7 protein-coding genes are annotated in these 11254 nt (G+C 70.1%); 4 read left to right on the plus strand and 3 right to left on the minus strand.

Annotation, left to right across the window (positions count from 1 at the left end):
* Positions 1–546 precede the first annotated feature (546 nt).
* A complete protein-coding gene (locus ACGFI8_RS12920) occupies positions 547–1470 on the minus strand; it encodes an alpha/beta fold hydrolase (protein ID WP_392803740.1) in 924 nt (307 codons plus the stop codon).
* Positions 1471–1531: 61 nt separating this feature from the next.
* Here ACGFI8_RS12920 and ACGFI8_RS12925 point away from each other — a divergent pair, with 61 nt between their 5' ends.
* The 3 genes from ACGFI8_RS12925 to ACGFI8_RS12935 all read left to right on the plus strand — a co-directional run bounded on the left by ACGFI8_RS12925 (position 1532) and on the right by ACGFI8_RS12935 (position 6262).
* On the plus strand, positions 1532–2620 hold the full coding sequence (locus tag ACGFI8_RS12925; RefSeq protein WP_392803742.1) for a C45 family autoproteolytic acyltransferase/hydolase: 1089 nt from the start codon (positions 1532–1534) through the stop codon (positions 2618–2620).
* Between the two features lie 257 nt (positions 2621–2877).
* A complete protein-coding gene (locus ACGFI8_RS12930; protein WP_392803744.1) occupies positions 2878–4866 on the plus strand; it encodes a DUF1800 domain-containing protein in 1989 nt (662 codons plus the stop codon).
* 22 nt (positions 4867–4888) lie between these two features.
* A complete protein-coding gene (locus ACGFI8_RS12935; RefSeq protein ID WP_392803746.1) occupies positions 4889–6262 on the plus strand; it encodes a DUF1501 domain-containing protein in 1374 nt (457 codons plus the stop codon).
* Positions 6263–7136: 874 nt separating this feature from the next.
* Here ACGFI8_RS12935 and acs read toward each other — a convergent pair.
* A complete protein-coding gene (acs, locus tag ACGFI8_RS12940; RefSeq protein WP_392803748.1) occupies positions 7137–9101 on the minus strand; it encodes an acetate--CoA ligase in 1965 nt (654 codons plus the stop codon).
* A 120-nt stretch (positions 9102–9221) separates the two neighbouring features.
* On the opposite strand from acs, the gene ACGFI8_RS12945 reads away from it, so the two are divergent.
* Positions 9222–9965, plus strand: coding sequence for an oxidoreductase (locus ACGFI8_RS12945; protein WP_392803750.1), 744 nt, complete (start codon positions 9222–9224; stop codon positions 9963–9965).
* 287 nt (positions 9966–10252) lie between these two features.
* Here ACGFI8_RS12945 and ACGFI8_RS12950 read toward each other — a convergent pair whose 3' ends face one another.
* Positions 10253–11086, minus strand: a complete 834-nt coding sequence (locus ACGFI8_RS12950; RefSeq protein ID WP_392803752.1) for an HAD family hydrolase — start codon at positions 11084–11086, stop codon at positions 10253–10255.
* Between the last annotated feature and the right edge of the window lie 168 nt (positions 11087–11254).

An 11254-nucleotide genomic window follows, 5' to 3' on the forward strand; every position in this document is an offset into this window, starting at 1 on the left:
AGGGCCGCCAGGCCCGACCGCTTCGCCCAGTCTGGCTCGATGAGGCTTCGCGCCGACCGACCCAGACCAGGCGCTCACGGGAGGAACGGTCGTGAGTCCTGGGTTCCGCGCTCGGCCGTCGATATAGTCTGCGGAAACGCTGCTTGAGCTCGAAGAACGCGCTGATACTAGGCGGCGGGCCGTGTCACTAGGCGGTGCCATAGTCCCAGCTCACGGCGTCGGCGAGAGCCACCTGGAGATGGCATCGAATGCTCGGTCGGCTCCCGTTCCAGCGATGTTAGACCCCGCCCTGCCAAGCCGTAACTCGCGGCGCCCCCATCCGCGGCGCACATCGGTTCGTTACGATGATCGACACCGACCGGTCGCGGAGCGGTTGTTCTCGCCGGAGCGCAGCGCGCTGAGCTGCGAGAACGTCCGACCCTAGTGACACGCCGTGTCACCGGGGATAACCGTGTCTGTCCAGCTCAGCACCCGTATTCATCGACTATATCGACGGCCGAGCGCGGAACGCCGGTGAGTCGCGCGGACCCGAGCCATAGCAAAATCTCAACCGGCCTTGGCCCACCGGATGATCTCGCCGTTGATCAGCTCGGGCTGCTCGAGGTGCGGGAAGTGCGCCGCGTTCGACAGCAGCCGCCACTCGTACTCGGCCAGCACGTATCGCCCGGAGCCCTGCGCCGTGCGCGGTAGCACCGCCGGATCCAGCGCCCCGTGCAGCTGCAGTGTCGGCGCGGTCACGGGTTGTTGCAGGAGCTTCACGAAGCGGTACCCCTGCAGGCGCAGCGCCGACCGGACGGCCCACCGGTAGGTCTCCAGCGCGGAGAACGCCGCCTGTGGGATCCGCATCGCCGCGCGGCAGTACGCTTCGTAGTCGCGGTATCCCTCGCGCGTGACCCAGTCCGGCGCGCCCCAGCGGCGCAGGTATTCGCCGACCAGCGCCGCGTCGTGCCTGGTCAGGACGTGCTCGAAACGCGGCACCTGGAAGCGCAGGACGGGCTTGGCCGCCGCCAGCTGGCCCCGCGGGTCGGTGGCCAGGCCGGCGCGCAGCCGCAGCGGGTGCGCGGCGCCCAGCACGACCAGTCGCCGGACCATCTTCGGGTGGAACGCGGCGGTCGCCCAGGCGATCATGCCGCCGTAGCCGGCGCCGACCAGGATCGCGCTGCGCTCGCCGAGGGCGCGGATCAGCCCGGCGACGTCGCCGGCCATCGTGTACCCGTCGTAACCGCGCGGTGGCTTGTCGCTCGCGCCGTAGCCACGCAGGTCCACGGCGACCGCGCGGAAGCCGGCGTCGGTCACGGCCGGTAGCTGGTTGTGCCAGGCGTACCAGAACTCGGGAAAACCGTGCAGGAACAGCACCAGCGGCCCGGTGCCCGCCTCCACCACGTGGAAGCGCGTGCCGTTGGCGCTGACGAAGCGGTGCGACCACGGCCCGTCGATCATGACGCACGTGTCGTCAACCGTGGGCTTCATGTGCTCAGCGTAGGGCTAATCCGTTCGAAAACCTGCGAGGCGAGCGGCTAGCGTTCTCGCCATGCAGCCGCCGCTCCCCCTGATCGATGTATCCGGCACGCCGCGTGAGTGCGGCATCGCGTACGGTGCGGCGGCCGCCGACCTCATCGCGGCGAACACGGCGAGCTACATGGCCCGGTTCGCCGGCGTCGCCGGCATCGACGCCGAGCGGGCGCGCGGTTACGGTGCGTTGTTCCGTGAGGCGTCGCGCCGCCATGCGCCGCGGGTCGCCGAGATGCTCGACGGCGTGGCCGAGGGCTCGGGCGTGGCGGTCGACGAGGTGTACGCGCTGAACGGCCGCACCGAGCTGATCTACAGCGGCGAGCCGCACGAGTGCACCGCGATCGGCGTGCTCGGCGAGCGCACCGCGAGCGGCCACACCCTGCTGGCGCAGAACTGGGACTGGCACCCCGACCAGCGGCCCTACGCGCTGCTGCTCGCCACCCGTGACGAGCGCGGCGGCGAGGTCCTGGCCCTGACCGAGGCCGGCATGCTCGCCAAGGCCGGGCTCAACGACGCGGGACTGGGCGTCTGCGTGAACATGCTCGGCACGCACCGTGACCGCCGCGACGGCGGGGTGCCGTACCACGTGCTGCTGCGCGCGGCGCTGGAGGCGCGGCACCTCGGTGCCGCGATCAAGGCCGTCTGCGCCCCGCCGCGCGGCGCGAGCATCAACCTGCTGGTGGGTCAGGCATTTCCCGGCGGTACCCCGGGTGAAGTGATCGACCTCGAGGTCGCCCCCGGCGACGTCGGCTTCCTGCATCCGGCCGACGGCGTGCTCACGCACACGAACCACTTCGAGACCGCGCTGTCGGCGCTCGACACGCTCAAGGGCATCGGCGGCTCGTCGTTCTTCCGCTCCGCCCGGGCGCGACGCCTCCTCGGCGCCGGGCCGATCGACGAGCCGTTGCTGCGCGCGGTGCTGCGCGACCACGGCGGGCATCCGCAGTCGATCTGCCGCCACGACGAGCCCGATGCTCCTGAGGGGGACCGGACCGAGTCGCTCTACTCGCTCGTGATGGATCTTGACGAACGGCGCATGTCGATCGCCGCCGGGCCGCCGTGCACGGCGGGTGCGTACCACGACGTCTGGGTGGGCAAAACCGCCTGAATCGGGCGCTTTGAGAGATGCAAAACAGTCTTAAATGTATCTGTGCTGATGTCTGCCGGAATGATCTCTTGTTACGCGTGTTTCAGCAGCTCGGACGCGGTACGTGAGGGCGCTTCCCGGCGACCGTGACCTTGGGTCACCGGCCGTGTCTTAAGTCCTGATCAGCGCGCTTCAGGCGTGGGTTGAACGGCTCCTGAGCAGCCACTACCTTCCGCTAACGACACGCGCGCCCCACATCGTCTGATCGGGACCTGTAGATGAACGAGCGTTACGACCCGTACGCCGACCCGTACTACGAGTCCGGGTACGAGGACCAGACCGGTCGATACGACCGCCAGGGTTACAGCGACCCCCGCGGCGGGCGCCGCCAGGGCTCGATGCGGGCCGACCGTGGCGGCTCCGGCCCGCACTTCTACGACCCGAACGCGACGCCCCGCGGCCGCGGCGGCCTGCCCGACCTCGACGAGGACGACGACTACGACGACAAGCCGCCGAGCTGGCGCCGCCGCGCCGCGATGGTCGCCATCGGCGGCGGCGCGGCCGCACTGATCGGCGGCGGCGCGTACGCCGTCACCCAGTTCTTCGGCAAGGGCTCGCACCCCGGCGGGAGCGACGCCGACGCGGCGGCACCGGCGGACGCGGCCGCGGACACCACCACCCCGGCGTACGTCGACCAGAACCAGAGCCTCATGAACGGCAACGCCGGCCTGGGCATCCGCAAGAACACCCCGACGACGGGCTCCTCGTTCGGCACCCCCGCCGACGCCGCCAAGAACGCGGTCGTCAAGGCCAACACGGTGCTGCCGAAGAAGGACTCGGTCCGCCACCTGGCCAGCCGGCTCACGTTCGGGCCGAACAACAAGGTCATGAGCGACATCAACAAGCTGGGCATCAACGGCTGGATCGACAAGCAGCTCAAGCCGGAGACGATCCCGCTGACCCGCGGCGAGCAGAAGGCCGACGCCGAGCTCGTCACGTGGAGCATGACGTACGAACAGCTCAAGGCGCAGCGCGACGACCTGGACAAGAAGGGCATTCACGCCGACGACCAGAACGTCCGGTACGCGATCGCCAAGCAGCTGTTCTCCGACCGCCAGCTCTTCGAGATGATGGTCGACTTCTTCGGCGACTACCTGCACGTGGCCGCCTTCCACGACGGCAACGAGCTGACCCGGGCCGCGTTCGAGCGCGACGTCATCCGCAAGTACGCGCTGGGCAACTACGTCGACATGTTCGTGGCCGCGAACCGGCACCCGGCGCTGCTGCGCTACCTCGACCAGCAGGACTCGACCAAGGACCAGATCAACGAGAACCTGGCCCGGGAGAACCTCGAGCTCTACACGGTCGGCGCGTTCAACGGGTACAACGAGACCGACGTGCGCCAGGCCGCGATGCTGCAGACCGGCCGCAGCATCCGCGACAACCAGTACGTCTACCGGCCCGAGCAGCACTACGTCGGCCCCGTGAAGATCATGGGCTTCTCGCACCCGAACGGCGACGCCGCCGGGGGCGAGGCGGTGCAGGAGGCGTACTTCCGGTACCTCGCGCTGCACCCGAACACCGCCCGCTACATGGCGCAGAACCTGGCGACCCGGTTCGTCTCCGACGTCCCGCCGAAGACCCTCGTCGATGCCATGGCCAAGACGTACATCGACAAGAAGAGCAACATTCCCGCGGTACTGATGACGATGCTCTCCCGGACCGAGTTCTGGGAGTCCGTCGGCCAGAAGGTGCGCCGCCCCGGCGAATACCTCACCGCCACGTACCGCGCGCTGGAGATCGGCGCCGACGCCCCGGCCGGTTTCACGTCGAACAACACGAACGTGAGCCCGATGGTCCAGGGCCTCGGCGACATCATGCGCAAGCTCGAGGAGTTCGGGCACGCGCCGATGGAGCTGCCGACGCCGAACGGCTACCCGGACGTGTACGTCGCGTGGACCTCGGCCGGGACCATGGTCAACCAGTGGAACGACGCGTACACCGCGATCACCGGCGGCCGGCGCCAGTTCACGTGGGCCAAGCCCGAGGCGCTCATCGCCAACCCGCCGGGCACCGCGGGCGCCTACCTCGACGCGCTCACCAAGAAGCTCATCAACGTCACCCTCGACAACGACCGCAGGACCGCGATCCTGCACATCGTCAGCCCGACGACGACCGCCACCACCCCGGTGGACGCAACGTTCAACGGCGCGATCGCCGCCGTCGTGCGCGCGATCTTCGCCACTCCCCACCACTACCTGCGGTAGGCGGCACACCATGGAGAAGCCAGTGCGGAAGCAGAAGTCGCTCCATCCGGAGTGCCCGGACCTGCTGCGGCTCGGTCCGAACAGGTTCGAGGCCGCGCTGCGGGCCGAGGCGGTCGCGGTGCGGGAAGAACAGAAGAGCGTCCGGGATTCGTACCTCGACCTCGCGCGCCAGGAGGACGAGCAGGAGGACGGCCGGGGCGTGACCCGGCGCCGGTTCTTCGTCGGCGCGGCGGCCACCACGACGGCGCTCGCGACCAGCCAGTTCCTGACCACGCAGGCGTCCTTCGCGGCGACCCCGACCGGCACGCTCATCCACGTGTTCCTGTACGGCGGGGCCGACGGGCTCTCGCTCTTCGCCCCCATGGACGACGCGGTCCTCAACCGCGTGCGGCCCAGCTTCACGCTGCCGGCCAGCACCTCCATCCCGCTCGATCGCGGGTTCGGGCTCAACGAGTCGTTCGCGCCGCTCCAGAAGTACCTGGACGCGGGGCAACTGGCCTTCATCCCCGCGGTCAGCGACCGGCGGCTCGACCGCAGCCACTTCGCGGCGCAGGACATCTGCCAGCTCGGCGGCCTGCCGGCCGAGACCGGCGGCATGGGCTGGCTGACCAACCTGGCCGACAAGCTCGGCCCGGGCACCGCCTTCCGGGCGATCGGCATCGGCTCGACGCTGCCGCGCTCCCTGGTGGGCGGCGGGGGCGCCCTCGCCCTCAACAGCGTGGCCTCCCTGAACGTCAACGGCGACGGCAAGTACCGGCAGCCGACCGTGGACGCCATCAAGACCCTCTTCACCGGGATCAACCACCCGATCGAGGCGCCGGTCCGGGCCGGCATCGACGCGCTCACGCTCGCCAGCAACCTCGCGCAGAAGGGCTACACCCCCGCCAACGACGTCAAGTACACCGGCGTCGGCAACGCGTTCCGCGAGCTGGCCCAGCTGATCAAGGGCGGCGCGAACGTACGCATCGCCACCGTCGGCATGGGCGGCTGGGACACCCACGAGAACCAGGGCACCCGCGGCGGCTACGTGGCCCAGCACTTCGGCGAGCTAGCCTCGGGCATGGCCGCGTTCTTCGACGACCTCGGCCCCGACCTGGCCTCGAACGTGACAATCATGGTCTCCAGCGAGTTCGGCCGCCGCGTCGCCGAGAACGGCGGCGGCACCGACCACGGCCACGGCGGCGGCGTGGTCGTCTTGTCCGGCAAGAAGCTGGCCGGCAAGCTTCTCGGCACCTGGAACGGCCTGGACACCCTGGTCAACGGCGACCTGCCGGAGATGAACAACATGTTCTCGGTGTTCGGCTCCGTGGCCCAGGGCCGCTTCGGCCTGACGGACGCCGAGGTAGGCCAGATCTTCCCGCGCCAGACGTACACCCCGATCAAGATCTACGCGTAGCTCCACCTACGCGTCCTACGGGGCGGCCCCGGTCCCGGGGGCCGCCCCTTTTTCACCCGTCTTCGCGCGGCTTTTGTGCACCTTTGCGCCAACGGTGTCGGGGACGCCGGCAATCGACGGCTTTCGGCGCGGCGATGGCCGCAACGCGGACACTCATAGCTCGGACCGTCGGCAGGAAGTCTCCGCGATCATGCACAGACGAAGCCAAGGCCGAGCGACGATGGCCGCGCCTGCGATCTCCGCCGACCGGCCGGCACGTTCTCCATGATCGTGGAGTGGAAGTGTACAAGGACCAGCACGTTCACTCCGTGATCACGAAATACCGCGCGCCGTCGCCGCTGAGCGCATGATCACGGAGACTTGCTGCCGGCCGACCGCCACCAGCCAATTGACGGTCGTGGAGTGCGCTGCAGCGGTGACAGAGTGTGATGGCGGACTGTGCTGCGGCGGCGGTGGCCCACGGCGGCGGTGCGTGGTGGCAGCAGGGCATGGCGGGCGAAGCGGCGACGGTGCGTGGCGATGACATGACGTGGCATGGCGGGGGCTGCGACGGCGGCGCGTGGCGGCGGAGCGGCGGTGGTGCGCGGCGGCAGCAGGGCGTGGCGGGCGAAATGGTGGCGGCGGCGGTGCGCGGCGATGACGGGGCGTGGCGAGGCGGCGATGGCAGCGCGTGGCGGCGGAGCGGCGTCGGAGCTTGGCCGCTGCGGTGCGTGGCGGCGGCGGTGCGCGGTGATGGCAGGGCGTGGCGGCGGAGCGGCGTCGGAGCTCGGCTGCTGCGGTGCGTGGCGAAGGTGTGGCGTGGCGGCGGTGGAGCGTTGCGTGGCGGTGGCGGGGCGCGGGACCCGGCCTGTGGCCGGGGCCCGCGCCGCGAGGGTCAGTCCTCGGACTTGCCGGACTGCAGGCCCGACGCGATCAGGTCCATGACCGTCGAGTCCTGCAGGGTGGTGACGTCGCCCAGGCTGCGGTTTTCGGCGACGTCGCGGAGCAGGCGGCGCATGATCTTGCCGGAGCGGGTCTTCGGGAGCTCCGGGACCAGCATGATCTGGCGGGGCTTGGCGATCGGGCCCAGGGTCTTCGCGACGTGGTTGCGCAGCTCCTGGATCAGGGCCTCGCCGGCCTCGCCGTCGGTTTCGACGCCGCCGCGCGGGATGGTGAAGGCGACGATCGCCTGGCCCGTGGTCGGGTCGGTGGCGCCCACGACCGCGGCCTCGGCCACCTTCGGGTGGCTGACCAGGGCCGACTCGACCTCCGTGGTGGAGATGTTGTGGCCCGAGACCAGCATGACGTCGTCGACCCGGCCGAGCAGCCACAGGTCGCCGTCGTCGTCCTTCTTGGCGCCGTCGCCGGCGAAGTACATGCCGTCGAAGCGCGACCAGTAGGTCTCCTTGAACCGCTGGTCGTCGCCCCAGATGGTGCGCAGCATCGACGGCCAGGGCTCGCGGAGGACCAGGTAACCGCCGCCGCCGTTGGGCACCGAGCCGGCCTGGTCGTCGACCACGTCGGCGGTGATGCCGGGCAGCGGGCGCATGGCGCTGCCGGGCTTGGTCGCGGTCACGCCGGGCAGCGGGGAGATCATGATCGCGCCGGTCTCGGTCTGCCACCAGGTGTCGACGATGGGGCAGCGGTCGCCGCCGATGTGCTTGCGGTACCACATCCAGGCCTCGGGGTTGATCGGCTCGCCGACCGAGCCCAGCAGCCGCAGCGAGGACAGGTCGAAGCCGGCGGGGATGTCGTCGCCCCACTTCATGAAGGTGCGGATCGCGGTCGGCGCCGTGTAGAGGAGCGTGACCTTGTACTTCTGCACGATCTCCCAGAACCGCCCGCGGTGCGGGGTGTCGGGCGTGCCCTCGTACATGACCTGGGTGGCGCCGTTGGACAGCGGCCCGTAGACGATGTAGCTGTGGCCGGTGACCCAGCCGATGTCGGCGGTGCACCAGTACACGTCGCTGTCGGCCTTGAGGTCGAAGACGGCGTGGTGCGTGAAGCTCACCTGGGTCAGGTAGCCGCCCGTGGTGTGCAGGATGCCCTTGGGCTTCGCCGTGGTGCCGGACGTGTAGAGGATGAACAGCGGGTGCTCCGCGTCGAACGGCTGCGCGGCGTGCTCGATGGAGGCGGTCTCCACGACCTCGTGCCACCACAGGTCACGCTCGGCGTTCCACTCGACGTCCTGGCCGGTGCGCCGCACCACCAGCACCTTCTCGATGCTCGGCGTCCGGGCCACGGCCTCGTCGACGATCGACTTGAGCCCGCTGGGCTTGCCCCGGCGGAAGCCGCCGTCGGCGGTGATGACGATCTTGGCGCTCGCGTCGTCGATGCGGCCGCTGAGCGCGTCGGCCGAGAAGCCGCCGAAGACCACCGAGTGGGTCGCGCCGATGCGGGCGCACGCCAGCATCGCGACCGCCGCCTCCGGGATCATCGGCATGTAGATCGCCACCCGGTCGCCCGCGATGACGCCGAGGTCGGTCAGTGCGTTGGCGGCCTGGCAGACCGACCGGTGCAGGTCGGCGTAGGTGATGGTGCGGGTGTCGCCCGGCTCGCCCTCGAAGTGGATCGCGACCTTGTCGCCGCGGCCGGCCTCGATGTGGCGGTCGAGGCAGTTGTACGCCACATTGAGCTGCCCGCCCACGAACCACTTCGCGAACGGCGGGTTGGACCAGTCGAGCACCTGGTCCCACTCCTTGGCCCAGCTCAGTCGGTGCGCCTGCTGCTCCCAGAATGCGAGGCGGTCCGCCCGGGCCTCGGCGTAGGCCTCCTCGGTGAGGTTGGCGGCGGCGGCGAACTCGGCAGGGGGCGGGAACTGCCGTGTCTCGTTGAGAAGGTTTTCCAAGGTTTCGCTCATCGGTGATGGCTCCTCGATGTGGTCCAGCTCTCGCAAGCAGGCTAGTTCGGGGGTACGACAGAAAAGAAGCGGGCTTTTCTCTAAACTTTGTTCACAGTAGTGGCACGATACCGTCTGAGGGTGCCATCCGACCCCCTCGCACCGCTGCTCGACCTCGCCGATGTCGCGCCCGCCCTCGAGCAGGCCCGCGCGGCCGTCGACGCCGCCATGCGCCACCGCGCCCTGCGCCGCTCGGGCGGTCCGGTCGCCGCTGAGGTCGCGCTGCGCACCTCGGTCGCCAGCGCCGCGCTCGACACGCACGGCTTCGATCTGGAGGGCGTACGCGCGGGGGTGGTCACCGACCCTGTCGTGCACGGCGCGCTGCGCGCCACGGCGGCCCTGGACGGCCTGACGGGCACGTGGACGCGGGCCCCGAGGCAGGTGCTCGCCAGGCTGCACACGCTGGTCGCGCGAGACGTTGTGGGCCCCGGCGAGCTGGGCCGGCCGGTCAACCCCGAGGTGGCGCCCCGGCTGGACGCCCTGGCCGCGCTGGTGGCCGGAGGCACGAGCGCCCCGGTGTTGTTGCAGGCGGCCGTGGTACACGGGGAATTGCTGGCCTTGAAGGCCTTCGCCGGGCCCAACGGAGTCGTGGCGCGAGCCGCCGCCCGGCTGACCCTGATCGCAGGCGGGCTCGACCCGCGGGGACTGCTCGCGATGGATGTCGGGCACCGAAGCCGCGAGCCCGAGTACGTCGGCTCCGCCAACGCCTTCGCCACGGGTACACCCGATGGGGTCCGATCGTGGCTGCGCCACTATGCGGCGGCGGCCGAGCGGGCCGCGGAGGAGTTGGTCGAGGTCTGCGAGAAGGCCATCGACGGCGGGTGACAGACCCGGACGTAGTGGACGGCGCCTCGATGGGAGGAGGCGCCGTCACACACGTCCGGCCGGGTTACCAGGCGTGCACCTCAAGTCCGTTGACAACGGTCCTCGCGGATCCGCTGCAACGCGCCTACCGCGGCTGATCGCTCGTGGGTGCCCGGCGGCCGTGCACGAGATCTGCCGGTGTGGTCCGTCTGACCTCGCACTTCTTTTCTACGCCGCTCTCGCCACGATCGGAACCCCCGCCCCGCAGAATGTGACGGGTGGGGTCTGCGTGGCGACGGTGCGTGAGCTCAGGCCGCGGACGCGGCGGCGAGCTGGGCGGCGCGGGCCCGGCGGTATCTGCTGTACAGCGCGAATCCGATCGCGACCACCGCGCCGAGCCCGATCGCGGCCGCGGCCACCGGGACGGCCGGGCGCTCACGCAGCCGCTGGCTCAGCGGGATCGGGTGGCGGAACTCGAGCATCGGCCAGCCGCGCTCGACGGCGATGCGCCGCAGCCCCCGGTCCGGGTTGACCGCGGTCGGGTGCCCGACCAGGCTGAGCAGGCTCGCGTCCGTCACTGAGTCGGAGTACGCGTAGCACGCCGACAGGTCGTAGTCACGCTCGGTCGCGAGCTCCTTGACCGCGACCACCTTGTTCGGGCCGGCCGCATAGAAGTCGATCTCGCCGGTGTAGCACCCGTCCTCGCCCACGTTCATGCGCGTGGCGATGACATCGGTGATGCCGAGCTGCTCGCCGATAGGTCGGACCATCTCGTCGCCGGAGGTCGATACGAGGACCACGTCGCGGCCTGCGGTGCGGTGTTCCTCGATCAACGCGGCGGCCTCCGCATAGATATACGGGCTGATCAGCTCGTCCAGCGTTTCCCGCACGATCTGGCGCACCTGCTCGGCGCGCCATCCTTTGACCAGCGCGGCCAGGTAATCCCTGGTGCGCGCCATGGTCTGCTCGTCGGAGCCGCCTCCGACCCGGAAAATCAGCTGCGCGTAGGCGCCTTTGATGACATCGCGGCGGCTGATCAGCCCGTCGCGATAGAACGGTCGACCGAAGGCCAAGGCGCTTGACTTGGCGATCACCGTTTTGTCCAGGTCGAAAAACGCGGCGCTACGCCCCACGGCGGGCAAGTGTAGCGGCGCGGGGCCGTCCGCGGAGTCCGGACTTGTCTCAAGCCGGTCCGAAGCCCGACTGGATCACGGTCGGCTTGCGGGCCGTCACGTCGGAGTTACTCCAGAGTGAAATATTGATTGGTGTCCTGGGCGTGTTGCGGGCCGGTCCTACTCGACGTATGGCGG

Origin of the sequence: Dactylosporangium sp. NPDC048998, assembly GCF_043197855.1 — a bacterium.
GTDB lineage: Bacteria > Actinomycetota > Actinomycetes > Mycobacteriales > Micromonosporaceae > Dactylosporangium.

Bases quoted from the DNA above. Each gene is read 5' to 3' on its own strand.
- ACGFI8_RS12920 (WP_392803740.1), bottom strand. From the start codon at position 1,470: ATGAAGCCCACGGTTGACGACACGTGCGTCATGATCGACGGGCCGTGG.
- ACGFI8_RS12925 (WP_392803742.1), top strand. From the start codon at position 1,532: ATGCAGCCGCCGCTCCCCCTGATCGATGTATCCGGCACGCCGCGTGAG.
- ACGFI8_RS12930 (WP_392803744.1), top strand. From the start codon at position 2,878: ATGAACGAGCGTTACGACCCGTACGCCGACCCGTACTACGAGTCCGGG.
- acs (WP_392803748.1), bottom strand. From the start codon at position 9,101: ATGAGCGAAACCTTGGAAAACCTTCTCAACGAGACACGGCAGTTCCCG.